Annotated in this window: 23 protein-coding genes; 11 read left to right on the top strand and 12 right to left on the bottom strand. The window is 71.1% G+C overall.

Translation table 11 applies throughout. The features are described 5' to 3' along the window. Positions 1 to 597: a DedA family protein gene (locus tag JJ691_RS26380; protein ID WP_211762329.1), complete on the bottom strand. Its 597-nt coding sequence runs from the start codon at positions 595 to 597 to the stop codon at positions 1 to 3. A 114-nt stretch (positions 598 to 711) separates the two neighbouring features. Between JJ691_RS26380 and JJ691_RS26375 the strand changes: the two genes are divergently transcribed. The 6 genes from JJ691_RS26375 (at position 712) to JJ691_RS26350 (ending at position 8,797) form a co-directional block, all read left to right on the top strand. Next, positions 712 to 1,830 carry an MFS transporter gene (locus JJ691_RS26375; RefSeq protein ID WP_211762328.1) on the top strand — a complete coding sequence of 373 codons (1,119 nt, stop codon included), beginning with the start codon at positions 712 to 714 and terminating at the stop codon, positions 1,828 to 1,830. Between the two features lie 73 nt (positions 1,831 to 1,903). Beyond that, positions 1,904 to 2,827 (top strand): ABC transporter ATP-binding protein, encoded by a 924-nt coding sequence (locus JJ691_RS26370; RefSeq protein WP_211762327.1) that lies wholly within the window; start codon positions 1,904 to 1,906, stop codon positions 2,825 to 2,827. Then, complete coding sequence (locus JJ691_RS26365; protein ID WP_211762326.1) at positions 2,824 to 4,161, top strand: ABC transporter permease; 1,338 nt, start codon at positions 2,824 to 2,826, stop codon at positions 4,159 to 4,161. The genes JJ691_RS26370 and JJ691_RS26365 overlap by 4 nt, the downstream gene beginning before the upstream one ends. Positions 4,162 to 4,165: 4 nt before the next feature. Further along, positions 4,166 to 6,889 carry an alkaline phosphatase family protein gene (locus JJ691_RS26360; protein ID WP_211762325.1) on the top strand — a complete coding sequence of 908 codons (2,724 nt, stop codon included), beginning with the start codon at positions 4,166 to 4,168 and terminating at the stop codon, positions 6,887 to 6,889. 119 nt (positions 6,890 to 7,008) lie between these two features. After that, positions 7,009 to 7,584 (top strand): TetR/AcrR family transcriptional regulator, encoded by a 576-nt coding sequence (locus JJ691_RS26355; RefSeq protein WP_211762324.1) that lies wholly within the window; start codon positions 7,009 to 7,011, stop codon positions 7,582 to 7,584. Positions 7,585 to 7,603: 19 nt separating this feature from the next. Further along, entirely contained in the window at positions 7,604 to 8,797 is a 1,194-nt protein-coding gene (locus tag JJ691_RS26350; RefSeq protein ID WP_211762323.1) for a macrolide family glycosyltransferase, read from the top strand. A 49-nt stretch (positions 8,798 to 8,846) separates the two neighbouring features. On the opposite strand, the gene JJ691_RS26345 is transcribed toward JJ691_RS26350, so the two are convergent. After that, the gene (locus tag JJ691_RS26345; protein ID WP_211771724.1) at positions 8,847 to 10,247 is read right to left on the bottom strand and encodes a S28 family serine protease; all 1,401 of its coding nucleotides are present in this window, start codon (positions 10,245 to 10,247) and stop codon (positions 8,847 to 8,849) included. Between the two features lie 175 nt (positions 10,248 to 10,422). Between JJ691_RS26345 and JJ691_RS26340 the strand changes: the two genes are divergently transcribed. Genes JJ691_RS26340 through JJ691_RS26330 form a run of 3 tightly spaced genes read left to right on the top strand, consistent with a single transcriptional unit; the run spans position 10,423 to position 13,216 of the window. Then, on the top strand, positions 10,423 to 11,670 hold the full coding sequence (locus tag JJ691_RS26340; RefSeq protein WP_211762322.1) for an MFS transporter: 1,248 nt from the start codon (positions 10,423 to 10,425) through the stop codon (positions 11,668 to 11,670). Then, on the top strand, positions 11,660 to 11,920 hold the full coding sequence (locus JJ691_RS26335) for a hypothetical protein (protein WP_211762321.1): 261 nt from the start codon (positions 11,660 to 11,662) through the stop codon (positions 11,918 to 11,920). The genes JJ691_RS26340 and JJ691_RS26335 overlap by 11 nt, the downstream gene beginning before the upstream one ends. A 51-nt stretch (positions 11,921 to 11,971) precedes the next feature. After that, on the top strand, positions 11,972 to 13,216 hold the full coding sequence (locus tag JJ691_RS26330; protein ID WP_211762320.1) for a flavin-dependent oxidoreductase: 1,245 nt from the start codon (positions 11,972 to 11,974) through the stop codon (positions 13,214 to 13,216). Between the two features lie 216 nt (positions 13,217 to 13,432). Here JJ691_RS26330 and JJ691_RS26325 read toward each other — a convergent pair whose 3' ends face one another. From JJ691_RS26325 to JJ691_RS26295, 7 genes are read right to left on the bottom strand one after another with little or no spacing between them, the layout of a single operon-like run. Next, positions 13,433 to 14,359 carry an NAD-dependent epimerase/dehydratase family protein gene (locus tag JJ691_RS26325; protein ID WP_211762319.1) on the bottom strand — a complete coding sequence of 309 codons (927 nt, stop codon included), beginning with the start codon at positions 14,357 to 14,359 and terminating at the stop codon, positions 13,433 to 13,435. Beyond that, entirely contained in the window at positions 14,356 to 15,873 is a 1,518-nt protein-coding gene (locus tag JJ691_RS26320) for a class I adenylate-forming enzyme family protein (RefSeq protein WP_211762318.1), read from the bottom strand. The genes JJ691_RS26325 and JJ691_RS26320 overlap by 4 nt, the downstream gene beginning before the upstream one ends. Further along, the gene (locus JJ691_RS26315; protein WP_211762317.1) at positions 15,870 to 17,051 is read right to left on the bottom strand and encodes a cytochrome P450; all 1,182 of its coding nucleotides are present in this window, start codon (positions 17,049 to 17,051) and stop codon (positions 15,870 to 15,872) included. Before JJ691_RS26315 ends, JJ691_RS26320 begins: the two co-directional genes overlap by 4 nt. After that, complete coding sequence (locus tag JJ691_RS26310; RefSeq protein WP_211762316.1) at positions 17,048 to 17,806, bottom strand: glycosyltransferase; 759 nt, start codon at positions 17,804 to 17,806, stop codon at positions 17,048 to 17,050. The genes JJ691_RS26315 and JJ691_RS26310 overlap by 4 nt, the downstream gene beginning before the upstream one ends. Before the next feature lie 2 nt (positions 17,807 to 17,808). Further along, the gene (locus tag JJ691_RS26305) at positions 17,809 to 18,795 is read right to left on the bottom strand and encodes a 3-oxoacyl-ACP synthase III family protein (RefSeq protein ID WP_249228274.1); all 987 of its coding nucleotides are present in this window, start codon (positions 18,793 to 18,795) and stop codon (positions 17,809 to 17,811) included. Between the two features lie 28 nt (positions 18,796 to 18,823). Continuing rightward, the gene (locus JJ691_RS26300; RefSeq protein WP_249227022.1) at positions 18,824 to 20,050 is read right to left on the bottom strand and encodes a beta-ketoacyl-[acyl-carrier-protein] synthase family protein; all 1,227 of its coding nucleotides are present in this window, start codon (positions 20,048 to 20,050) and stop codon (positions 18,824 to 18,826) included. Continuing rightward, on the bottom strand, positions 20,047 to 20,304 hold the full coding sequence (locus JJ691_RS26295; RefSeq protein WP_211762314.1) for an acyl carrier protein: 258 nt from the start codon (positions 20,302 to 20,304) through the stop codon (positions 20,047 to 20,049). The genes JJ691_RS26300 and JJ691_RS26295 overlap by 4 nt, the downstream gene beginning before the upstream one ends. A 266-nt stretch (positions 20,305 to 20,570) precedes the next feature. Here JJ691_RS26295 and JJ691_RS26290 point away from each other — a divergent pair, with 266 nt between their 5' ends. Continuing rightward, positions 20,571 to 21,773 (top strand): PucR family transcriptional regulator, encoded by a 1,203-nt coding sequence (locus JJ691_RS26290; protein WP_249227021.1) that lies wholly within the window; start codon positions 20,571 to 20,573, stop codon positions 21,771 to 21,773. Positions 21,774 to 21,828: 55 nt separating this feature from the next. Here the strand turns inward: JJ691_RS26290 and JJ691_RS26285 are convergent, their stop codons facing one another. Beyond that, positions 21,829 to 22,203: a hypothetical protein gene (locus JJ691_RS26285; protein WP_211762313.1), complete on the bottom strand. Its 375-nt coding sequence runs from the start codon at positions 22,201 to 22,203 to the stop codon at positions 21,829 to 21,831. A 19-nt stretch (positions 22,204 to 22,222) separates the two neighbouring features. Here JJ691_RS26285 and JJ691_RS26280 point away from each other — a divergent pair, with 19 nt between their 5' ends. Continuing rightward, the gene (locus tag JJ691_RS26280; protein ID WP_211762312.1) at positions 22,223 to 22,450 is read left to right on the top strand and encodes a hypothetical protein; all 228 of its coding nucleotides are present in this window, start codon (positions 22,223 to 22,225) and stop codon (positions 22,448 to 22,450) included. A gap of 58 nt (positions 22,451 to 22,508) precedes the next feature. Here the strand turns inward: JJ691_RS26280 and JJ691_RS26275 are convergent, their stop codons facing one another. Both JJ691_RS26275 and JJ691_RS26270 read right to left on the bottom strand, forming a co-directional pair. Then, a complete protein-coding gene (locus JJ691_RS26275) occupies positions 22,509 to 23,036 on the bottom strand; it encodes an alpha/beta hydrolase (protein WP_305873244.1) in 528 nt (175 codons plus the stop codon). A 49-nt stretch (positions 23,037 to 23,085) separates the two neighbouring features. Further along, the gene (locus JJ691_RS26270; RefSeq protein ID WP_211762310.1) at positions 23,086 to 25,359 is read right to left on the bottom strand and encodes an ATP-binding protein; all 2,274 of its coding nucleotides are present in this window, start codon (positions 25,357 to 25,359) and stop codon (positions 23,086 to 23,088) included. Positions 25,360 to 25,388: the final 29 nt, after the last annotated feature.

The raw sequence follows: 25,388 nt of genomic DNA, 5'->3' as shown, positions 1-25,388 counted from the left end.
TCAGGACTCGCGGGCCGCCTGGTCGGCGCGGCGCTTGATCAGGAACGACAGCAGCAGGCCGCCGAGCAGGGCGGCGACCAGGCCCCACAGCGCGATGCCGCTCAGCCACGTCTCGACGACCTTGCCGACGTAGTGGATGAGGGCCGCGGTGCCGGTGGCCCAGACGATGCCGCCGAGCGCGTTGGCGATCAGGAAGCGGGGATAGGGCATCTTCAGCGCGCCGGCCAGTGGACCGGCCAGGATGCGCAGCAGCAGGATGAAGCGGCCGAAGAACACCGCCCACATGCCCCACCGGTCGAACGCCTTCTCCGCCGCGGCGATGTGCCCCGGCCCGAAGTGCTTCGGGAATTTCCGGCCGGCCCAGGCGAACAGCGGCCGGCCGCCCTTGCGGCCGATGGTGTACCCGATCGAATCCCCGATGATCGCCCCCGCGCTGGCGCAGGCCGCGATGATGCCCCACTGGACCGGCGCGTGCGGCTGCAACGTCAGCAGCGAGGCCCCGACCAGCGCGAACTCGCCCGGCAGCGGGATGCCCAGGCTCTCGATCATGATGATCAGGCCGACGGACAGGTACACCGCCAGCGGCGGCACCGTCATGATCCAGTTGCTGATCCACTCGCCGATGAGAATCGCCCCCCGTGGTCGGCGCTATTCTGCCCCCGACACCGGCAATCGGGTCGAATCGACTGAGGGTTCGCTGAGAATGAGGCTGTGGCTGTGAAAGGCGTCCGCCCGCTGTACGCCGCGGGCTTCGTCACCGCCTTCGGCGCGCACAGCATCGCCGCCAACCTCGGCGGCCACACCGGGTCCCTGCTGGCGCTGGGCATCGTGCTCGCCGTCTACGACGGGGCGGAGGTGCTGCTCAAGCCGGTCTTCGGCGGCCTGGCCGACCGGATCGGGCCCCGGCCGGTGCTGCTCGGCGGCCTGGTGGCGTTCGCGCTGGCCTCGGCGGCGTTCGTGTTCGCCGGCGACCCGGGCGCGGTCGGGGTGGCCCGCTTCGCCCAGGGCGCGGCGGCGGCCGCGTTCTCACCGGCGGCCGGGGCGATGGTGGCCCGCCTCACCCCGAAAGCCCGGCAGGGCCGGGCGTTCGGCCGCTACGGGGCGTGGAAGGGCCTGGGCTACGCGCTGGGGCCGGTGCTCGGCGGCGCGCTGATCACCGTGGGCGGGTTCGCGTTGCTGTTCACCACTCTCGCCGGCCTTGCCGCCGCCGTCGCGGTGTGGGCGGCGATCGCGGCACCACGGCTGGAGCCGTTGCCGCGGGCCCGACAGACCGTGGTCGACCTGGCCCGCCGCCTGACCAGCGGTAGTTTCCTCCGGCCGACGGCGGCGCTGGCCGCGGCCACCGCCGCGCTCGCCACCGGCGTCGGATTCCTGCCGGTGCAGGGCATCGCCCTGGGGCCGCTGGTCACCGGCACGGCGGTGTCCGTGCTGGCGGCCGCGGCGGCGGTGGTGCAGCCACGGATCGGCCGGGCCCGCGACGCCGGCCGGCTGCGTGACGGCGTCGGCATGGCGATCGGCCTGGGGCTGGCCGCTGGCGGCTTCGTGATCGCGGCCACCGTGCCGGGAATTGTCGGAATTGTCCTGGCAGCGTTGGTGATCGGCGTGGGCGTCGCGGTGGTCACGCCGCTGGGCTTCGCGATGCTGGCCGCGTCGACGCCGCCGGAGCGGCTGGGGCAGACCATGGGCAGCGCCGAGGTAGGCCGTGAGCTCGGCGACGCCGGCGGTCCGCTGCTGGTCGGCGCGGTCGCCACGGTCGCGGCGGTGAGCGGAGGATTTGTCGCTTTGGCCGCTTTGCTCGTCGTCGCGGCGATTGCTGTCGCGATAGGGTAGTCACGCGAGTTCCCCGAATGTTCAGCCAACTCGCCGCCACCCCGTTACCTGCCGCGCCTACGTTGCTCACCCCGTGGGAGAAACGACGCTCGCGGTCCGGGCGCGCGGCATCACCAAGTGCTTCGGCGACGTTGTCGCCCTCGACGGAGTCGACCTGGATGTCGCGCCGGGACAGATCCATGGCCTGGTCGGCCCGAACGGGGCCGGCAAGACGACGCTGCTCGGGCTGCTGCTGAGCCTGGCCGTCGCCGACGAGGGCAGCCTGGAGATCCTCGGCGCGCCGGTGGGCCGGGCGCTGGCCGCCCCGGACGGGATCGCCGGCTTCGTGGACGGACCCGGCCTCTACCCGTCGCTGACCGCCCGCGGCAACCTGGCCGCGCTGGCCCGGCTGCGCGGCCGCGCCGCCGACATCGACGACGCGCTCAAGCAGGTCGGCCTCACCGACGTCGCCGACGACCGGGTCCGGGGCTTCTCGCTGGGCATGCGCCAGCGGCTCGGGCTCGCGGCGGCGCTGCTGACCGAACCCCGGCTGCTGGTGCTGGACGAGCCGTCCAACGGACTCGACCCGGCCGGCAAGAAGCACGTGCACGGCGTGCTCAACCGGCTCGCGGCCGGCGGCGCCACGGTGATCGTCTCCAGCCACAACATGGACGACGTCGAGGCGCTGTGCTCGGAGGTGACGATCATCGCCACCGGGCGGGTCGCCTTCTCCGGCCCGCTGGGCAAGCTGTCCACCGACAACCGTGAACTCGACTACCGGCTGCGCACCTCCGACCCGGAGGCGGCCCGGCGGCTCGCGGGGAGCACGGCCGGTGTCGAGCTGGTCGGCAGCGCGAATGCCGAACTCCTTGTGGTGCGGGCGAAAACGCCGGCCATGGACGAACTCGTGACCCGGCTCGTGCGCGACGGCATCGCCCTGCGGGAACTGGCCCCGGTGGTGTCGCCGCTGGAGGCCGCGTTCCTGGCCCTCACCGAGCAGGAGGAGAGCGGCCGATGACCGTTCTGGAAACCCCGGTGGCCCGCCCGGTCCCGGTGGCCGGCGCGTACCGGTTCGAACTGGTGAAGCTGCTGTCCCAGTGGCGGATCCGGCTGCTGGTCCTGGCCTGCTGGCTCGCCCCGGCGGCGTTCGTGGCCGCGGTGAGCGAGCAGAGCGACCTGCCGACCGACACCCTGTTCGGACGGTGGATGAACATCACCGGCTGGGCCGGGCCGCTGGTGATGCTCGGCTTCGCCGGCGTCTACGCGCTGCCGCTGCTGACCTCGGTGGTCGCCGGCGACGTGTTCGCCGCCGAGGACCGGCTCGGCACCTGGCGGCACCTGCTGGTCGCGGTGCGGTCCGCCCGCCGGATCTTCGTGGCCAAGGCGCTGGCCAGCCTCACCGTCATCCTGGCGCTGGTGGTCGGCATGGCCGTGTCCAGCACGGTCGGCGGTGTCGTGGCGGTCGGCAGCCAGCCGCTGGTCGCCCTCGACGGCCAGGTGCTCGCCCCCGGGGACGCCGCCGGGCTGGTGCTGCTGGCGTGGATCTGCGTGCTGGCCCCGACGCTGGCCCTGGCCGGCATCGGCCTGCTCGGCTCTGTCGCGTTAGGACGGTCGCCGATGGGCCTGCTGCTACCGGCCGTGGTGGCCCTGGCCATGGGACTGGCGCAGATGCTGCCGCTGCCGGTCGCGATCCGCCTCGCTCTGCCCAGCTACGCCTTCATCGCGTGGGAGGGCCTGTTCACCAGCCCCGCGCAGCTCGGGCCGCTGCTGATCGGCATCGTGGTGAGCCTGGTGTGGGCGGTCGCCGCCACCGCGCTGGCCTGGATTCTGTTCCTGCGCCGGGACTTCACCAACCTCACCCTCGACGGCCTGGGCCGCCGGGCCCTCACCCTGGGGGCCGCGCCGCTGGCCGGGCTGCTCGTCGTGACCATCGGCGTCGTCGCGATCGCCACGCCGGCAACGGGTTCCGGCATCGCGCAGGACAAGATCCAGCAGGCCGTGGCCACCGCGTTCGGCCATCTCTACCGGCTCCAGGCCCAGCAGCTGCACCACCCGGACGTCACCGAGCAGGAGCTGGCCACCACGGTCGCGTGCACCAAGGGGGACGGGCTGGTCGCGCCCGAAGGCCCCGGCAACGACTGGCGCTGCGTGGCCTCCTGGCACCTGCCCAACACCACCGCCGTGGGGCAGGCGATCTACCAGCTCGACATCACCTCGGACGGCCAGTACGTCGCCGACGGCGACGGGCCGAAGGAGGTCAACGGCTACTTCCAGGTGCGCACGCCGACCGGCGACCAACCGAACCCGCTGTGGCAGTTCGACGGCCACATCGATCTGCTGTCGAAGGGATGACCGAATGCAGGTAACACGTCGCAGAAGAAAGCAGGCCGGCAGGCGAGGCCGGCTACGGGTCTGGACGGCCGGCGCGGCCACGCTGGCCCTGGTCGCCACCGGGGCCGGCGTCGGCTCCGCGTCGACCCGCCAGTTCGGCACCGAGCAGGTCGGCGACATGACCAGTCAGGGCGAGGTCATCTCCAGCGACCAGTATCTCAACCCGATCGGCGACCGCCTGGTCGTGAACAACGGCAAGATCATGGCCTCCGCGGTCAGCCCCGACGGGAGCCACCTGGCCGCGCTCACCACCGACGGCGGCATCGCGCTGACCGTGGTGGACCTGAAGAACTGGAAGGTCCAGCAGCTCGTCGGCAACTCGGCGACGGCCGACCTCAAGATCCCCGGCAACGACGTCGGCCAGGAGGGCCCGTCGTACTCGCCGGACGGCAAGACGCTGTGGATGGCCCAGACCGACGGCTACCGCCGGTTCACCGTCAACGCCGACGGCTCGCTGGCCAACCCCACGTTCGTCACCATCCCGGCCGACGGCGACAAGCACGGCCTGCCGGCGCAGGCGGTGTTCTCCGCCGACGGCAAGACGGTCTACGCCGCGGTCAACGGCCAGAACCGGGTCGTCGCCATCGACGCGGTCTCCGGGGCCATCCAGCAGAGCTGGGCCGTCGGCAACGCCCCGCGCGACCTCGTGCGCATCGGAAACCGGCTCTACGTCAGCAATGAGGGCGGCCGCCCGGCGCAACCCGGTGACACCACACTGAATTCGTACAACACGCAGGTGCCGGCCAACCCCGTCACCGGCGCCACCACCACCGGCACGGTCAGCGTGATCGACCTGGCCCACCCGGCGGTCAGCAGCATCGACGTCGGCCTGCACCCGACCGCGTTGTACGCCAAGGGAAGCACGCTGTTCGTGGCCAACACGGCCAGCAACTCCGTCTCGGTCATCGACACCGGCCGCAACAAGGTCGTGCAGACGATCGCGACGCAGCCGTGGCCCGAGGCCTCGGTCGGCTACGAGCCGGACGGCATCACCATGACCGGCGACGGCCACCTGCTGGTGACCCTCGGCCGGGCCAACGCCGTCGCCGTCTACCGGTACACCTGGGCCCAGGAACCGGTCAGCTACGTCGGTCTGCTGCCGACGGACTACTTCCCGACGGCGATCACCACCGTCGGCAACACGGTCGTGGTCTCCAACACCCGTGGCATCGACGCCCGCCGCCCGACCACGGCCGCCGGGCACGGCACCCACGACACCACCGCCAGCGTGCAGAAGTTCCGGCTGCCCGACGACCACACCATCCGCGCCTACACCGGAAAGGTGTTCCAGCAGAACGGCTGGACCGCCGGCTCGGTGCAGACGGCCAACGACAAGGGCAAGGCGAAGCCGGTTCCGGTGCCGCAGCGGCTCGGCGACCCGTCGACGATCAAGCATGTGTTCCTGATCGTCAAGGAGAACCGGACCTACGACCAGGTCTACGGCGACGACGCGCGCGGCAACGGCAACGCGGCGCTGGCCCAGTTCGGCGAGAACGTGACGCCCAACCAGCACGCCCTCGAGCAGCAGTTCGGGTTGTACGACAACACCTACGACATCGGCACCAACTCGGCCGAGGGCCACAACTGGCTGATGCAGGCCGACAATCCCGAGTACACCGAGTCCTCGGCCGGCGAGTACCTGCGCAGCTACGACACCGAGGACGACGCGCTGGGCCACCAGGAGTCCGGCTTCATCTGGACCGGTGCCCAGGCCGCCGGCAAGACGGTGCGGGACTTCGGCGAGTTCCAGCAGTTCCTGACCAAGCCGGCCGACGCCAGCTGGCAGAACCTGTACTGCGACGCCAAGAACATGGCCGCCACCGGGCAGCCGACGGCCTACCCGCTGAACTCCTCGTCGCCGATCCCGTCGCTGAACAAGGTGTCGGTGCCCGGCTTCCCGAAGTTCGACACCTCGGTGCCGGACATCTACCGCGAGCAGATCTGGAAGCAGGACTTCGCCAAGAACGGGCCGGCCAACTTCAACATGTTCTGGCTGTCCAGCGACCACACCGGCGGCCCGCCCAACCCGGCCGCCCAGGTCGCCGACAACGACCTGGCCACCGGGCAGATCGTCGACACCATCTCGCACAGCCCGTACTGGAAGGACTCGGCGATCTTCGTCGTCGAGGACGACTCGCAGGCCGGTCTGGACCACGTGGACGGGCACCGGGCCCCGATCCAGATCATCAGCCCGTGGGCCCAGCACGGCGTGGTGGACAACCACTACTACTCGCAGATCACCATGATCCGCACCATCGAGCAGATCCTCGGCATCCACCCGATGAACCAGAAGGACAGCGCCGCGACGCCGATGTTCGGGGCGTTCACCGGCAAGCCCGACAACACGCCGTTCAACGCCGTGCCCAACCGCACCTCGTTGACGCTGGGCCTGTCCACGCCGCCGAGCTGCGGCAACGACAACGTGCCGGCGCAGTACGCCGCCGCCGAGCCGTCGACCACCGTGCCGGCCGACAAGCAGCAGCTGGCCGCGCAGTGGCAGCAGTGGGCCGGCAAGCAGCGCCTCACCGGTCCCGACGCCGTGCCGGACTACGCCAATCCCGCGCAGATGAACCACTACACGTGGTACCAGACGCACGGGTGGACGCAGCCCTACCCGGGCGAGAGCAAGGTCTTCGCCCCGGACCAGGTGCCCGGCGCCTACATCCCGTCCTCGGACTCGGACGGCTGACCGCACCAACCTGATCAACGAGGGCGACCCGGGGCTTCCCCGGGTCGCCCTCGGCGTTTCCGGGCCGTGCGAAGCAGATCACACCACCGGGCGTTACTGACCACGTGTACATTAGTGGTGTGACCACGGCGAAGCGGGTCCGGGATCCCGAGGCCAAGCGGGCGGCCATACTGGCCGCGGCGCGCTCGGTGTTCGCTGAACACGGCTACGACAAGGCCACCATCCGGCAGATCGCCGAGCGGGCGGGGGTCACCCACGGGCTGGTCATGATGCACTTCGCGACCAAGGCCAAGCTGTTCGTCGCCGCGGTGCCCGCGCAGCACCTGGCCGACAAGGTGGTCGGCGACGTCGAGGGCCTGCCCGAGCGGGTGGCCCGCGCCTATGTGGAGCGCATGACCAGCGCCGAGGGCTGCAACCCGTTCATCGCCCTGGTCCGCGGCGCGGCCACCGACCAGGACGACGCCAAGAGCCTGTTGCGCGCCATGCGCGAGACCAGCGTCGAGATCTACCGAGGCATGCTCGACGACGAGGATGTCCCGCAGCGGGCGGACATGCTGGGCGCCCTGTTCATGGGCGTCGCCTACAGCCGTCACGTGCTGGCCGACGGCCCGATCGCGGCCATGACCCCGGACGAGCTGATCCGCTACATGACCCGCGCCATCAGGGCGATTCTGCTGGGGCACGACAACATCTGAGAACTGAAGCTGGGGAGACATGGGCAAGCACATCGTTTTCGCCGTGCCGCCGGGGCACGGGCACGTGAACCCGACTCTGCCGCTGGTGGAGGAGTTGGTGGCCCGCGGCCACCGGATCACCTACCTGACCGGGGCCGACCTGCTGCCCAAGGTGGCGGCGATCGGGGCCACCCCGATCGAGACGCCGTGGGCGATGCCGGAGCGGCCGCCCGGGCCGTTCAAGTTCTCGGTCGAGATGTTCGCCGGCATGCAGGCCATGATGCGGCAGCTGGCCGAGCAGGCGCTGCCGGGTCTGCTGGAGCACTTCCAGCAGGACCGGCCCGACGTCATCTGCTTCGACGGCTTCTCGCCGATCGGGGTGATGCTGGCCGCCAAGCTGGACGTGCCGATGGTCGGGCTGATGCCCAGCATGGCCTTCAACGAGCACCACACGTTGCGGGACATGATCGTGCGCGGCGGCATGGCCGCCGACGAGCAGCTGGACAAGGCGATGGCCGCGATGGCCGAGGGGCAGGCGGCGTTCCGCGCGTCGCTCGGGCTGGCGGAGCCGGCGACCGGGGTGCTGTCACTCGGCCCGTCCGCCCCGCTCAACCTGGTGTTCGTGCCGCGGGAGTTCCAGATCGCCGGGGACAGCTTCGACAACCGGTACCGCTTCCTCGGCCCCGCCGTGGGTTCCCGGGCCGACGACGAGAGCTGGCAGCCGCCGGCCGACGGCTCGCCGGTGCTGTTCATCTCGCTGGGCACCGCCTTCAACGACCGGTCCGACTTCTACGACATGTGCGTCGAGGCCTTCGGGAACAGCCGCTGGCACGTGGTGATGGCCGTCGGCAGCCGGGTGGAGCTGCCCGAGGCGCCGGCCAACTTCGAGATCGCGGCGCACGTCCCGCAGCCGGCGGTGCTGGCCGCCACCACCGTGTTCCTGTCCCACACCGGCATGAACTCCACCCTGGAGTCGCTGTACTACGGGGTGCCGCTGGTGTCGGTGCCGCAGATGCCCGAGCAGACCGTCAACGGCGGGCGCGTGGTGGAACTGGGCATGGGCCGTCAGCTCGACCCGGAGGCGATCACCGCTCAGCTGCTGCGTGACACCGTCGAGGAGGTGGCCACCGACCCGGTGATCCGGGCCAACGTCACCAAGTTCGGCGAGCAGCTGCGCACGGTCGACGGGCCCGCGCTGGGCGCGGACGCCCTGGAAGAGCTGCTCGGAAGCTGAGCGATTCGGCCCCGCCACAGCCTTTCCCGGCCGTGGCGGGGCCGACGCTTCACAGCCTCGGCTGGCCGACCATCGACAGGTCGGCGTCGAACTGCGGGAATCCGACCATGTTCAGCCGGAAACTCGGGCCAGCCGGCGTCGCCGGCAGGCCGGCCCAGCGGCGCACCGTGGCCGTCGCGGTGGCGGCCTGGTCGGCCGGCAGCTGGGCGATCCTCGAACCGTGGTTGCCGCCGGCCACGAAGTAGCGGGACGAGTCGTGGCGGCTGGGCACGAACGGCTCGGCGCCCCACGGGTCGTTGGCGCCGTAGACGAACAGGAACTGCGAGCCCTGCGTCTTCACCCACCAGTCGATGTCGGCCATCGCGAACGGCTGGAACGGCGGCACCTTGATCGACTTCGGCACGAAGGTCCGCGGCGCGTCCGCGCCCGGGTAGCGCAGCAGGTCACGCAGGTAGCTGTCGTACGCCTCGGGCGCGTTCAGCTGGACCGCCGCCTGGTAGTAGTACGGGATGAACGGCGACACCTCCTGGTCGGCGTAGGTGTTGAGGCTCTCCACCTTCTCGAACCAGGCGTAGATCTGGTCGGCCGGCGCGCCGGCCTTCGGCACCGTGGCGCAGTCGGCCTGCTTCTGGTACTGCCAGAAGGCGAAGTACGAGTCGATCACGGCGATCTCCAGCGACTCGTCCACCGACCCGACGATGCTGAACGTGTAGCCCTTCTTCGCCGCGTCCGCGGTCGCGATCGCCCCCAGCTCGGCCCGTCGCCGCAACGTGTCCCGTTGCAGCGCCTTGAGGTTGTCGCGGCAGGCCGGGTCGTCGCCGACCCGGGCCAGGAACCGGTTGTAGCTGCCGTCCTGGACCACCTCGTTCGGCGCCACATAAGGGATCGTGCCGTTGACGTCGTTCGGGAAGAACCGCCGGAAGTAGGTGGCCGTCATGCCGCCCTTGCTGCCGCCGGTGGCCAGCCACTTGCCCGGGTAGATCGCCTTGAACGCCTGCACCGCCCGGTGCTCGTCGGCCGCCGCCTGCCAGATCGTCAGCTGCTGCGACCAGTTCTCCGGATTCGGCCGGGAGGGCAGGAAGTACCGGTACTCCATCGACAGCTGGTTGCCGTCGACGATCTGCGTGGGCTCCGACCGGTTCGGCACCGTCGAGACGTTGTAGCCGCTGGTGTACGCCACCGTCGGCGCGGCGAAGTCCCGGTGCAGCAAGGTGAACCGCTGTTGGAAGGTGCCCGCCTGCGGGTGCCGGTGGTCGGCCGGCTGGGTGTAGTTCAACTCGAAGAACCGGAACCCGGCCGGCGCCGGGTCCTCCTTCACGATCGTCAGGCCCGGAATCTGTTGCAGCGCCACCTTGATGTCGCCGCCGCCCGGCTCCGCGGCCTGCGCCACCGGCGCCAGCCCGGCCACCGCGACCATCGATAACAGGCCGATCGAGACGGCCTTCGCCATGCTCCGCACGTGCCCCTCCAGAGGAAGTCTGTCGTCACGACGACTAGACACGCTCCACCACCCTTCGTCAACAATCCTTTAGTCGGGTGATTCCCGCCCTGGTGAACCGGCGGACCGTGCCCGGTCCGCCGTGCCACGATGGGGTCAGTTGACGGCTGACGGGGTGGGGGACAGGGTGGCGGCTGGGCGCGACGCACTGTGGCGGGATCGCGATTTCGGCGTCTTCTGGCTGGTGCAGACACTGTCCGCGCTGGGGGACTCGTTCGCGATGGTCGCGTTGCCGCTGCTGGTGCTCAAGGCGACGGGCTCGGTGGGGCAGATGGGCCTGCTGACCGGCATCGCCGGCGTCGGCACCGTCGTCACGGGCCTGTTCGCCGGCATGATCGTGGACCGGGTGGACCGGCGACGGCTGCTGGTGCTGTGCGACGTGGCGCGGGCGGTGCTCTACGGGGCCGTGCCGGTGTACTGGTTGTTCAGCCCGCGGATCTGGCCGCTGTACCTGGTGATGGGCGTCGCCTCGGTGTTCAGCATGCTGTTCCAGGTCGGCTACGTGACGGCGGTGGCCAACCTGGTGGACCGGGACCAGATCGTGCGGGCCAACAGCCGGCTGGAGACCACCAACGCCATCGCGGCGGTGCTCGGGCCACCGCTGGCCGGCCTGATCACCGCGACTTTCGGGGCCACCACGGCGATCGGACTTGACGCGGTCAGCTTCGCGATCTCGGTGCTGGGGCTGTCGCTGATCCGGCTGCGAGTGCCACACACCCCGCCGGAGGTGGCGATGCGCTGGCGGGACGTCCGGTCCAGTTTCCTCGACGGCATTCGCTTCCTTTGGCGCACACCGGTGTTGCGGGCGCTGACCATGCTGCTGACCGTGATCACGTTCCTCAGCTTGGGCCTGACCGACGTGTTCATCTTCTACGTCCGAAACCAGTTGGGGCAGGGCGATCAGGGCGTCGGTGTGGTGCTCGCCCTCACCGGCGTCGGCACCGTCCTGGGCGCGGCGCTGACCGCGCGGATGCGTCAGTCGCTCGGTTTCGGGGCCTGCTGGCTCGGTGCGTGCGTGCTGATCGGCGCGTCCATCGCGGTGTTCGGCACCACCGGCGACGTCGTGGTCGCGGCCGGGGCCGGCCTGGTCTACAGCGCCGGCATGGCGCTGGGCGGCATCTGCTCGATGTCACTGCGGCAGATGGTCACCCCGGACCGCCTGCTCGGCCGGGTCACGGCCGCGTTCTGGACCCTGCACAGCGCCCTCGGCCCCATCGGCGCGGCGACACTGACCGCGCTGGTCGGCGCCTTCGGCCCCCGGATCCCGCTGCTGGCCGTCGGGGCGACGTTCGGTCTGATCGTGCTGGCCGGCCTGTGCACGCCGATCCGACAGCGTCATCCCGAGCGTCACAGGATCGGCTCCGTTGGCAGCTGAACGAACGGGGGAGACCAAGACCAGGGGAAGCGAGGAGATTCTCCGCCGCGCCCTGGCCAAGCTGGGAGCGCGTGACCGCATCGTGTTGGCCAGCAAGGTGAACGTGCGGATGGGCGGGGACCCGAACGCGGCCGGCAACCACCGCCGGCACGTGATCGAGCAGTGCCACGCGTCGCCCGGCGGCTGCGTCGTGCCCTACTACCTGGACGACGCCACCGCCGACTTCAGGCCGCACGCCTTCCGCTGGTAGGAGGACGGGGCGTTCAGTTCTAGAGTGGGTTGGGGCGGAAGGGGGCCGGTCGTGCGGATCGTCATCGTCGGCGCGGGAATCGGTGGGCTGAGCGCGGCCCTGACGTTGCACCGGGCCGGTTTCGACTGCGTGGTCCACGAGCGGAGCGAGCAGGTCCGGGAGCTGGGCGTCGGGTTCAACATGTTGCCGCACGCGGTCAAGGAACTGGCCGCTCTGGGGCTGCTGGACCGGCTGGACGAGGTGGGGATCCGCACCCACGAGCTGTGCTACGCCCATCGGCTGGGGCCGGTGATCCTGCGCCGGCCCTGCGGCCTCGACGCCGGATTCTCGTTGCCCCAGTTCAGCCTGCACCGCGGTCGGTTACAGGCGGTGCTGCTGCGGGCGGTGCTGGAACGACTGGGGCCGGACGCGGTGCGGCTGGGCCGGCGGCTGGTCGGCTTCGAGCAGGACACGGCCGGTGTGCGTGCGGACTTCGTCGACCGCGCCGGTCGGCCGGTGGACTCCGCGCGTGGCGACGTGCTGGTGGCTGCCGACGGCATCCACTCGACAGTGCGGTCCCAGCTGTTCCCGGCCGAGGGGGCGCCGCGGTGGAACGGCGTCATGCTGTGGCGTGGGGCCACGGATTGGCCGGTGTTCGGAACCGGGCGTTCCGCGGTCATCGCCGGCGGCAACGCGGCGAAATTCGTGGTCTACCCGATCGCTGCGGGCGCGACTCCCGACACCAGGCTCACCAACTGGGCGCTGTGCGTTCAGACCGGGCGGGACGGCGATCCGCCGCCGCAGCGCCAGGAATGGTCCCGCCGGGCCGACCCCGCCGGCCTCGTGCCGCACCTCGGCCGCTTCCACCTGCCGCTGCTCGACCACGCCGCACTCGTCACCTCGACCGAGGAGTGCTTCGAATTCCCCATGTGCGACCGGGATCCCCTGCCGTACTGGACGCAGCGCCGGGTGACGCTGCTGGGCGATGCCGCGCATCCCATGTACCCCATGGGTTCCAACGGCGCCGGGCAGGCCATCATCGACGCCGCCCGCCTCGCCGACCATCTCTCCCGGCACACCGATCCCGTCGACGCTTTGCGGGCGTACCAGGACGATCGTCTGCCGGCCACCCGCGAGGTGGTGCTGCGCAACCGGACCGGCGGCCCGGAGCGGGTCATCGACGAGGTCGAGCGCCTTGCCCCGGACGGGTTCTCCCGCGTCGAGGACGTCATCGACCCGGCCGCGCTCGACGCCATCGTCGGCGGCTACGCCCGGGCCGCCGGGGCCTCCCGGGAACAGGTCAACCGAATCCGCTGAGCCAAGCTTCCCCAACCGGCCGGCTGAGCTGCGGCGATGGCCGGTAGCCGTTCGATATCGGACGGGTAGCCGCCGCCGTCAGACTGGTTCGGCATGGGAGAGCCGACACAGCCGACTGGTGGCGGATAGCAGGTCAGAGGGGAATCTGCTAACCACCACGAGTCGGCGTTCGGCCGCGCGTTTCCGCCCGGGGCGGCACTGGGCACAGGTCGGTCGTCACGGTGATTGTCGAGTGCGTTCCCCGTAGGTGAACATGGTCGGCGTGGGGGCGTAGCCGAGTCGGTCGACGGCCGCCCCGATGTCCAGGGTGCGCTCCATGGCGAGCTGGCTGATGACGTACCGGTTGAGGCGGATCCGCCGTGGCCGGCCGCTGAACCGTTGCACCGCTTCCAAACCGGCCGCCAGCGGCCAGACCAGGCGGGTGGGCAGGTAGACCGGCGTGGCGTCGACATCGGCGGCCGCGAGCAGGCCTCGAAGCGCCTGGTCGATCGACAGGGTGTCGCTGTCGGCGATGTTGAACACGCCGGTCGGCGTGCTGCGGGCGGCGAGCAGGCACGCCTGCGCGAGGTTGCCGACGGCCGTCATGCTCAGCAGCGCCCGGCCGTCGCCGGGGACGAGAAGACGGCCGGCGCGGATGTTCTCCAGCAGCCTCGGCACCAGGGTGGTGTCGCCGGGACCGTAGACGGCGTGCGGGCGAAGGATCACGGTGTCGCGGCGGGCAGCCAGCACAATTCGCTCGGCGGCGGCCTTCGATGCGCCGTAGGCGTTGAGATATCGCGGTACTGGCGCCTCCGCTTCGGTCGCTCGCACGGCCGGGCGGAACGGGTCGTACACACTGGCACTGCTCACATGCACGATGCGTGCGTGGGGAAACGCGTCGAGCACCCGGCGGGTGCCGGCCACGTTGGCCGCCCAGACCTCGCTGGGCCGACCGGCGTCGGTGGCGGCGGCAGCGCAGTGCACCACAGCGTCCACGTCGGACAGTGCTGGCGGTGTGCCGTTGAGATCCCACGATTGGTAGGTGGCACCAGGGACAGTGGCTGGCCGCCGGCTGAACGCATGCACCTCCCAGCCCGCCGCCACGGCCGCCCGGCACACCTCGCCGCCGACGAAACCGGTCGCCCCGGTGACCGCGAGCCTCACGTGGCCGGCCCGGCCAGCACGGCCCGCAACCCTGGACGATCGAGCTTGCGGGAACGGCCCGAGCGCGGCAACTCGTCGAGCACCACGATCCGGTCCGGCACCGCCTCGGCGTCGATGACGTCGGGCAGCTGCCTTCGCAAACGCCGCGTCAGCGCCTCGGCGTCCACGCCCTCGTCGGCCACCACCGCCAGCACCACGGTCTCGTCCTCGGTCACCGGGTCGGGCAGGCCGACCATGGCCGCCTCCCGCACCCCGGGCAGCAGGGCGATGGACGGCTCGTAGAGGCCGGGGTAGATGTTGTACGAGCCCCTGATCAGCATGTCCTTCTTGCGCCCCAGCATGATGATCCGGCCCCGCTCGTCCAGCCGGGCCAGGTCCCCGGTGGGCAGTTCGGCCAGCGTCGGCTCGCCGAGATAGCCCCGGCAGACGCTCGGACCAGTCACCAGCAGCTCGCCGTCCTCGGCGATCCGCGCGGTGACCCCGTTTGACAGCTCGCCGAGCAGGTCGCCGGCGTGGCCCTGTTCGGTGTGCGCGAGCTTGTCCTCGGCCCGCCCGACCGCGATGGGGATTGCCTCGGTCATCGCATAGATCGAGAGCACCTGGCCGTCGGGGACCGCGCTCATCGCCTGCCGCAGCACCGCCGGGGCGGCTGGGGCCGAGCCCATCAACAGGTAGCGCACATGCTCGGGCCACTTCGGCAACACGTCGAACACTTCGGCCAGCTGCACCGGAACTCCGTAGGCGTGGGTCACCTTGCGGTCGACCAAGTCCTGGGCGAAGCGCTCGGGTGCGGCCAGCGACAGCCGTGCGCCGCTGACCAGTGCCGGCAGTCCGGCGACGATGCCGTCGGTGTGCATGACATCGCCTTCCGCAAAGGGAAAATGTCCGGCGAGCAGGTACACCGCATTGGTCAGCGTCCGCAGGGTGTGCACGACACCCTTGGGACGCTCGGTGGTGCCCGAGGTGAACACGATCAACGCGGGCGCGTCCAGATCAGGCAGTGTGGATGGCTTGTCGCCGGACAGGTCGCCAACCTTGACCGCACCCCAGGGCACACCGGGCAGCCATCGTCCACTGTAGACGTGCCGAATCGACGGATCGGCGATCGCCTGGCGGAGATCCGGCACCGACCAGCCCCGGCGACGACAGAGCGAGCGCATCGGCCCGAACACGCTGGCCGGATAGAGCACCGACTCGGCGACGAGCCAGCGCGGCCGGTACGCCCGCATCCGTGCGGCAACCAGTTCCGGCCCGACCGCGGTGTCCGCGGTGATCAGCACGCCGCCCGCCGCCAGCACTCCGAGGAACAGGGCGACACCGGCTGCCGAGGTACGCACCGCGAACAACACGCCGTCGCCGTCCTGCATTCCGCGTGCGCGCAGGCCATTCCGAACCGCGACCACTTGGTCGTGCAGCTCGCCGAAGGTCGTGACCGCCCCGTCCTTGTCGACGATGGCCACCTCGTCCGGCCTGGTCGACGCCTGCGCCAGGACGGCGTTCACAATGTCGATCACGCTCGGCTGACCTCCAGTCGTTGGTAGGCGGGGAAGAGCACGCCGCGAGCCGCCTTGCGCCCGGTGATCCGCAGCGGGCTCTGTTCGAGCAGCGCCCCGACGATGGCGTGGATCTCGGCCATGGCCAGCGGATAGCCGAGGCAGAAGTGCGGGCCCGCGCCGAACCACAGCCGGCGCAGCTCCGGCGGGTGGGCCCGGCCCAGGTCGAAACGGCCGTAGGCCTTGGCGCAGTTGAGGGTGGACACGACCACCCGGTCCCCGGGCAGGACCCGGACGTCGCCGACCCGGCCGGGCAGGGCCGCATTGCGCAGGATGATCGGCGCGGGCGTGACGAGTCGGGAGGTCTCGTCGATCGCCGCGTTCAACGGCCCGGTGTCGCCCGCGCGCAACGCATCGGCCACCGTCGGCAGCACGCCGTGATCGTGCAGCAGCGCGACCAGTCGGGGCACCAGGCTGGAAATGGTCTCGGTGCCGGCGATGAGGAAGGCCGAAGCCAGCCCACGGGCCTCCACTTCGGACAGTCCGAAGTGGCGCATCCGGCCGACGGCGGTGTTCTCGTCGCCGGCCACCCAGGCGGCCGACGCCGCCGCGCCGACCTCGTCGGCGATCGCCCGCGCCTTGGCGATCTGTTGCGGGGTAAGGCTCAACCGGCCCAGCTTGACCATGCCGGTGATCAGCTCCGACTGGTGGGTCAGCCGCCGGTAGCCGGCCTCGCGCTCCAGCGCCGACCCGGTGACGGTGAGCCCGACCAGCGCGCTGGTGACCGCGCCGGACATGACCTTGGTCGCGTCCACCACGTCCACCGGCTCGCCCAGCCGCAGCCGGGCGGCCATCCGGTCCACCTGTTCGTCAAGCACGTCGGCGCAGAGCTGTTTGACATAGGCCGGTGTGAAGAACTCCGCGAGCTTGCGGCGCATCGCCCGATGTTCGGGGCCGTCCATGTTGACCAGCATCGAAGGGCCGAACACCGGCGTCCACAGATCGGCCTCGCCGCCACCGCCGGTGCGGAAGGTCTTCGGGTCGGTGAGCACCTGCCGGGCCAGCCGGGCGTCGTTGACCATCACCCCGAGCCCGGGCACCCGCACCACCGGGCCGACCCGGCCCAGCGTCCGGATCACCGGGTACGCCAACGGATGTGCGGCCAGCTGCACGCCGAGCTCATGCCACGTCGCGCTCACCGGACGTCCACGACCTCGGGACGGTAGCTGTGGTCGGTGTACCAGTTCAGGGTGTTGCGCACGCCCCAGGCCTTCGTGCGGCGCATCGACCAGTACACCACCATGTCCCGACGTCGCCCGTACGCCCGGGTGACCTGCCGGACCCGGTTCATCAGCGTGCGGTCCTCGTGATCCTCCTCGATGGATGTTCGGGGATAGCCGCCGCACCGCTCGTAGAGATCGGCGGTGATCGCGCTGTTCCCGCCGGTGCACAACACATAGGGGCCGAGGAACTGCGGCCCGCGGTGCTCGCGCCGGAACCGGGCGGCCAGCGCGCCCGCGTGGATCAGGAAGGCCAGCACCGCCTTCTCCCACACAGTGACCGGGTAGTCGTCGGTGCGGGCCTTCAGCCGGCCGCCGACCATCTCCAGCCCGGACGCGAAGGCCCGCAACGCCGCCGCCGTCCACTGTGGATGGAGCAGGCAGTCGGCGTCGGTCCGGGCCAGCTGCGTCGCCCCGTTGGCGATGGCGTGCCGGAAACCGGTGTCGCAGGCGGCGCCGGTGCCCTTCTGCGTCTCGGTGATCACGCGCACGTCCATCCCACGGTGCTCGTCGGCGAACCGACGGACCACGTCGGCGGTCCCGTCGGTGGAGGCGTTGTCCACCACCAGCACGGTGAACGCGGCGTGCCGCTGGCCGGCCAGCGACGCCAGCGTGCTCCCGATCCACTTGGCCTCGTTGAAGGCGGGAATGACAACCCACAGGGTGTTGGCCATGATCACAGCTCCACGAACACGATGCCGATGCTGGTGCCGCCGGCGAGACCGATGAAGGCGACCTTGTCCCCGGGGCCGCACCGGCCCGACTCGAGGGCGAGGCTCAACTGGAGCGGGATGCTGCACGAGGCGACGTTGCCGTGCTCGGCGATGGTCACCACGAGCTTCTCCTCCGGAATGTCGGCAATCTCCTGCAGTGCGCGCAGATACGGCGTCGCGACCTGGTGCACGCAGAAGACCGCGAAGTCCTCTCGACTCAGGCCGGTCACCGCCAGCGCGCGGTCCAGCTGCGGCCGCAGGTGCCCGGCCACCGACTCCAGCAGGGCCCGGCCGTCGCCGCGGATGTAGCCGTCCCGCCGTGGGTCGTGGGTCTCGGCGCAGCCGCTGCCGGGAATGGAGCTGACGTGCCAGCTCGACGAGTCGGCCGTGAAGTCGCGGTAGAAGATGCCGGGGCGCAACGACGTCTCCAACACCATCGCAGCGCCCGCGTCGGACAGGGTGTACCCGGCCAGGGAATCGGCGAACTGGGCGCGGTCGGCCACCGACCAGCGCGCCACCCGGCTGCCGGTTTCCCCGCTGCACACCAGGATTCGCCGGTACTGGCCGCCGCGGATGAACGCCTCGGCGACCTGGACGCCGTTGAGGAAGCTGTTGCAGGCGTTCTTGACGTCGAACACCGGGCACCTCGCGCCCAGCTTGGCCGCCACGATGTGCGCGGTGGCCGGCTCGACCACGTCCTGGGCGGCCGCGGCGAACACGATCAGGTCCAGCTCACCTGGGGCGACGCCCAGGCCGTGCAGCAACTTGTCGGCGGCGTGCACGGCCAGGTCCGAAGCCTGGTCGCCGGGATCGGCTCGATGCCTGGTCCGGACGCCGCTGAGCTTCCCGATCGCGCCCGGTCGGGGTGTGTAGCCGGTGATCCTGGCTTCCACAGCCTGGTCCGTGACCAGCGTGGGCGGTAGGTAGGCGGTGACGCCGGTGATCGACACGTTCAAGACAGACACCTTTCTCGGCCGGTCACAGGGCGCTGAACGCCAGGGTCACGTTGTGCCCGCCGAAGCCGAAGGAGTTGCTGATAGCGGCGGTGAGCGCGACCTTGCGGGGCGCCTTGGCCACCACATCGAGCTCGATCCGTTTGTCGAGGCTGTCCAGGTTGGCCGTTGGCGGCACCAATCCGTCCTTGATGGACAGCAGCGTGGCGATCGCCTCGACCGCGCCGGACGCGCCGAGCAGATGCCCGAGCACACCCTTCGGCGCGGTGACCACCGGCCGATCGCCGAAGACGTGCCGGATGGTCGCGCTTTCCACGAGATCGCCGAGCGGGGTCGAGGTGGCGTGCGCGTTGACGTGACCGATGTCCGACACGGCCAGGCCGCCCGTGCGCACGGCGGCGGTCATCGCGCTGGCCTGGCCGATGCCGTCGGGGTCGGGCGCGGTGATGTGGTGGGCGTCGTTGCTCATGCCCGCGCCGGCCAGCCGCCCGTACACCCGGGCCCGGCGCGCGGCCGCGAACTCCGCGCGCTCCAACACCACGACACCCGCGCCCTCACCCAGCACGAAGCCGTCCCGGCCGGCGTCGAACGGCCGGGAAGCCGCGTCCGGGCTGGCGTTTCGGCTGCTCATCGACCGGGCCCGAACGAAACCGGCCATGATCGCCGGCGTGATGCAGGCGTCGGCCCCGCCGGCCAGCACCACGTCGGCCTCCCCGGCCTTGATCATCCGCCAGGCCCAGGCGATCGCCTCCGCGCCGGACGCGCACGCCGACATCGGGGCGTGCACCCCGGCCCGGGCCCGGAACTCCAGTCCCACCATGGCCGCCGGGCCGTTGGGCATGATCATCGGAATGGTCTGCGGCGACACCCCGCGCAGGCCACGGGTCCGGATCCCGTCGTGCTGGGCCACCAGCGTCAGCGCGCCGCCGATCCCGGTGCCGACGACCACCCCGCGCCGGGCCGGCTCGACCGAGTCCTCGGCCAGGCCCGCGTCCCGCCAGGCCTGCCGGGCGGCGATCAGCGCCAGCTGCTCGCACCGGTCCATCCGCTTCAGCTCGACGAAGTCCAGGTCCCGGTCCGGCTCGACGGCCAGCTGGGCGGCGATGCGCACCGGAAACCGATGCTCGTCCACCCAGTCGGCCGACAGCTCGGACACGCCGGTCCGGGCGTCGAGCAGGCCGGCCCAGGTCGCGGCCACGTCACCGCCCAGCGGCGTCGTCGCGCCCAGGCCGGTGACCACGACCTCGGTCACCGCTGGGCCCGCAGGTAGTCGGCCACGTCGCCGAAGGTCCGCAGCCGGTCCAGGCCCTCCTCGGGGATCTCCAGGCCGTAGCAGTCCTCGATCTCGTCGACCAGCTCGACCATGGCCAGCGAGTCGATCTCCAACTCGTCCCGCAGCGACATGCCGGCCAGCTCCCGGTCCGGGAACACCGCGCGGGGGTCGTGACCCGACACCTTCTTGATCAGCAGTGCCAGCTCGCGGTCGACGTCGTCGACAGTGCTCATCGGCGTGACTCCCCCTGTGTCATCGGCGCGCGGCGAAAAGCCGTGCGGTGAAAGGAAATTGGCTCCCCGCGACGTTCTCGAACGGGGCGATGACGGCGACCCTAACCGCCGATCCGGCCGGGGAGATCGTGACTGTGCACAGCGCACAACCAGGTCGCGGCAGCTGCCCATGGCCAGCGGTCACGCCGGGGAGCAGGATTGGGCCCAGGGCGCTGAGAAGGGAGATTCCGGCCCGCGGCACCGTTGCGGGGCTTTACCGTGGCCCCATGACGGAGCACTCGCACGCGCCCAGGTCGGTGATCCAGGAGGTGGCGGCCGTCGTGCTGGCCGACATGCCCGGCTTCGCCGACCGGCTGACCGAGATGGGCGCCGTTCGGGAGGAGCGGATCTACGCCCGCAACGGCCGGGTGCCCAAGGCTGACATGTGGAAGTCCTTCCACGACAACGGCCGCAGCGTGCTACTCCTGATGACCGGGGGGTTTGAGGATGAGCGCGAGTGGCTGGATCCGCCGCTGGCCACCGGGCGTCGCCGGGCCGAGCAGGGGGTGCCGCTGGAATCGGTGCTGCACCTGTTTCGGCTCGGCGGCCAGCTGCTGTGGGAAATGCTGCTGGCCGAGGCCCGGCGGCGCTCCCCGGCCGAGCTCCAGGAGTTCGTGGACGGTGTGATGCTGCTCTACGAGGCCATCGAGCGGATCTCGGTGGCCATGGTCGACTCGTACCGCACCTGGCAGGCCGAGACCCGCCGCCGGGTCAACCGCCGCAAGGAAACCCTGGTCGGCGCCTTGATCGGTGGGCGTGGTGTGGACCCCACCGTGAGCGCCCACGCCGAGGCCGAGCTCAACCTGCCCGCTCGTGGACGGTATGTCGTCGTGCTGGTCACCGGCGACGAGACCGACGAGGACGGCCTGCGCGCCGTCCAGTCCTGCCTTGCCGTGCACGGGATGCAGTCCGTCTGGCTGTCCCGCGGCGACCGCGTCGTCTGGCTCGTGGAACTGGCCGCCGGCACCCCGGCCCGGGTGTCCGAGCTGCTCACCCCGCACATGCGTGACCGGGCCGGCATGTCCGGCGTCGTCGACGGCTTCGCCGAACTCGGCGTCGGCTACCAACTCGCCGAGACCGCCCTGCTCACCCAGCCCAGCGGCACCGTCGGCATCGCCGTCCTCGACGAGCGCCTGCCCGAGGCCCTGGTCGTCTCCAGTCCCCAGCTCGCCCAACGCCTCGCCGCCCGCACCCTGGGCCGCATCCTCGAACTCGACGCCCCCGAACGCGCCCTGCTCCTCGACACCCTCGAGACCTGGTTCCGCACCGAGCGCTCCGCCGGCCGCACCGGCGCCCTGCTCTACTGCCACCGCAACACCGTCCTCAACCGCCTGCGCAAGGTCGAGCTCCTCACCGGCAAGTCCCTGGAGGACGACCGCCACCAACTCGCCTGCCGCCTCGCCCTGATGGCCTATCGGACACTGCTGTGACAGCACCAGCGCCCACGGCCGGGTGGCCGTGGCGCTGATCGTGTGGATGGTTCGGTCAGAAGGTGTAGCCCGCCAGCGTGACCTGGCCGGAGTTGACGTTGCCGGCGACGCTCTCCACGTTGCCGAGGCGCTGCCAGGACCCGTCGTAGTGGCGGGTGGCGTGGGCCAGGCCGCCGTACTGGGTGGAGAAGGCCAGCTGCATGTCACCCTGGGCGTAGGTCATCGCGACGTGCTGGGCCTCGCTGCCGAAGCCGGCCACGGCCTGGACGTCGGAGAACTTGGACCAGGTGTCGCTGGACCAGACACCGTTGTCGGACAAGTCGAAGTCGCCGACGGTCTTGCCGTCCGCGGCGAGCTCGACCACGTGCAGGATGGTGGTGTCGGGCGCCACCGCGACGCTGCTGACCAACGGCGGCGACGCGTACCCCATGTACGCCTAGGTTTTCGGTTTGCTGCTCAAGGAACTGGCCGGCGTGACGCAACCGGACCTCCCGGCGCCGGCCGACCCGAACGCCGTCCCCACCGACGCACTCGAACTCGTCGCGCTGGGGCCGGATTCGCTCATCACGGTGGTGCCCGACGAAGGAGCGCACTCCGTGTTCGCCCTGATCGACGACGCCGCCGGGCGGGCCCGGTTCCTGCACACGAGCCGAGCCATCCCACGCCGACCCGAATGAGCCCGCCTCACGGGGCGGCACACCTCACATCGAGCGCGGGGTTCGGGGTGGAGTCCGCTCAGGCCTTGCGCAGGCGGGCGATGATCCCGTCCAAGTCGCGCTGCACCATGTAGTTGCGGACGAAGTGGCCGCCGGGTTCCTCGTGCGACTCGTACGGGATGCCGGCGTTGTCGAGCAGGCCGCGGAACTCTCGTTGGCCGGCGAGCACCTGGGTCTCGTTGGCCTGGTCGTACCAGCTGACCGGGTCGGGGCTGGTGCCGGCGACGAGGAAGACCCGCTTGTTGCGGTAGCTCTCGACGCGCTCGATCGGGTTGTCGGCGGTGACCCTGGCCTGGTCCCACGGCGCCCCGTAGACCATGCCGCCGCCCAGGTCCAGCGCGGCGGAGGTGGCGTTGGCCCAGTGCACGACCAGGCCGTCGTCGCGGCGCGGGCTGGCCGGGCCGGAGTGGGCGCTGACCGAGGCGAAGTGGCCGTAGTACTTGGCGGCGTACTTCAACGCGCCGAAGCCGCCCATGGAGAACCCGGCGACCGCGCGGCCGTCGTACTCGGCGAAGGTCCGGAAGTTGGCCTCGACCCGCGGCAGCACTTGGTCCGCACCAGGACAGCGACCGGACATTGGTGACCGGTCGGAGTGACTACTGCTCAGCCACGGGTTCGAGTGCGGCGAGCCGGTCACTGACTCGGCCAGCATCCTCCACGCGATGCTGGGACCGGTACAGTCCCAGCGCCTCCTCCCAGGCGGCGCGGGCCTGGTCGCGGTCACCGAGGCCGAGGTGAGCCTGGCCCAGTTTCTCCACGGTGCCGGCGAGGACGTAGGTCTCGCCCCGATCGCGGAACAGCGTGCGGGCCTGCCGGTAGTGCTCGCGGGAGCGCTGGTGGTCGCCGGTGAGCCCGAAGATGTAGCCCAGGCTGTCCAGTGTGTATGCCTCACCTTCGCGGTTGCCGTGGCGACGGCACAGCTCGAGCGCGGCCAGACAGTGGTCGCGGGCCTGCTCGTGACGGCCGAGCCGGGCCTCGGTCCAGCCCACCAGGTTCAGCGAGTCCGCGACCATCACGGGCGTGTCGACCGCCTCGAACAGCCGTAACGCGCGAGTCGCGTGGTCCAGCGCCTTCTCGTCGTCCCCGTACCGCTCCCACGTCCCGGACAGGTACCGGTGGACATGCCCCTGGCTGGTCAGATCGGCGATGTCCTCGGCCATGGCGAGCGCCTGCTCCAGCAGCTCCAGCGCCTCCTCGTACTGCCCGCGCAGGATGTGCACGTGGCCGAGGTAGCGGCGCACGATGATCTGGGCGGCGGGATCACCGAGGTCATCGGCCGCCGACAGGCCGGCCCGCCACACAGCCAGGCACTCCTCGTTGGGCCCCGACCGCCAGCCGAGGTGGCGCATGCTCCAGGCCAGCTGCCAGACCTGTCGGCGCCACCCAAGTTGGACGGCGAGCTGTTGCGCGGCGAGCAGGTTCGGGCGCTCGGCGTCGAACCAGGTGTCGGCGGCCGTCGAGTCGGCCAGCGGGCAGGGGCGGCAGCCAGGCGCCGGCGGGTCGAGTTGGACCGGTGGGAGGTGAGGATTGCGGAGCTGCTCGGCGCGGCTGGCGGTGTGCAGGTAGTAGTCGATCAGCCGCTGGAGCGCCGCGCCCCGGAGCTCGGGGTCCAGGTGTTTTGCCCGGTCCGCGGCGAAGAGCTTGACGAGGTCGTGCATCCGGTACCGGCCGGGGGCGTGTTGCCGCAACAGCGACACCCGCTCCAGCGCCCGCAGCGCGGCGGTCGCCCGGTCACCGGTCAGCGCGGTCAGGCTGACGGCGGCCGGCAGGCTGATCTCCGGGCCGCAGGCGACCCCGAGCAGCGCGAACACCTCGGCCGATGTCGGGTCGAGCGCGTCGTGGGTCCAGGACAGCGCGGCCTGCACGCTGGAGGTCGGGTCGCCTGCGTCCAGCCGGCTCAGCCGGGCGGCGCTGTCGCTCAGCTCGTTGGCCAGCGCGGCCAGGGTGAAGTCGGGATACAGGGTGGCGCGGGCGGCGACCACGGCGAGGGCCAGCGGCAGACCGGCGCAGAAATGCAACAGCGCGGCCACCGCTCTCGGTTCGGCGGCCAGCCGGTAGTGGCCGAGCCGGCACGCCAGCAGCGCCCAGGCATCGTCGTCGGCGAGGGTGCCGAGCGGCAACAGCGTCGCATCATGCCTGGTGGCCAGGCCCGCGAGCCGGTCGCGGCTGGTCACGACGACGATGCAGCCCGGGTTGCCGGGCAGCAACGGGGTGACCTGTTCGGTGTCGCGGGCGTTGTCCAACACGATCAGCATCCGCTTGTCGGCCACCAGGCTGCGGTACATCCCGACCTGGGCGTCGAGACCGGTGGGCACGGCGGCGGACGCGACACCGAGTGCGTCGAGGAATCCTCGCACCGCCTCCGCCGGCTCCATCGGGCCGCTGGCGGGGGCGAAGCCACGCAGGTCGACGAACAGTTGCCCGTCCGGGAACCGAGCCAGGTTGTCGTACGCCCAGCGCAACGCCAACCAGGTCTTGCCGACCCCGCCCCCGCCGCTGATCGCCGACACCACCACGGTGCCACCCCGTCCGCCGGCCCGATCAAGCGCCTTGTCCAACGCGGCCAGCTCGTCGTGGTGACCCAGGAACATCCCCGGTGGCGCGGGTAGCTGCCTGGGTCCGGGTCGGGCCGCGACATCGACGTCAGCGGCCCCGACCGCCGCGGCCAACAGCTCCTCGCGGTCGGTGGACCCGAGACCCAGCGCGTCGGCCACCAGCCGCACGGTGGCCATGCGGGCCTCGGCGCGTTCGGCGGTCTCGAACCGGCGAATGGTGCGCACGGACAGCTTCGCGCGCTCAGCCAGCTCCTCCTGGGTGAACTCGGCCTCGATCCGGTGTCGTCGCAGCAACTCGGCGAACCGTCCCGGCATGCCGAGCCTCCCCCGTGCGCCAGCCGCCC

Origin of the sequence: Kutzneria sp. CA-103260 (genome assembly GCF_018263855.1) — a bacterium.
Lineage (GTDB): Bacteria > Actinomycetota > Actinomycetes > Mycobacteriales > Pseudonocardiaceae > Kutzneria.
This window is presented reverse-complemented; position numbering and strand designations above follow the sequence as displayed.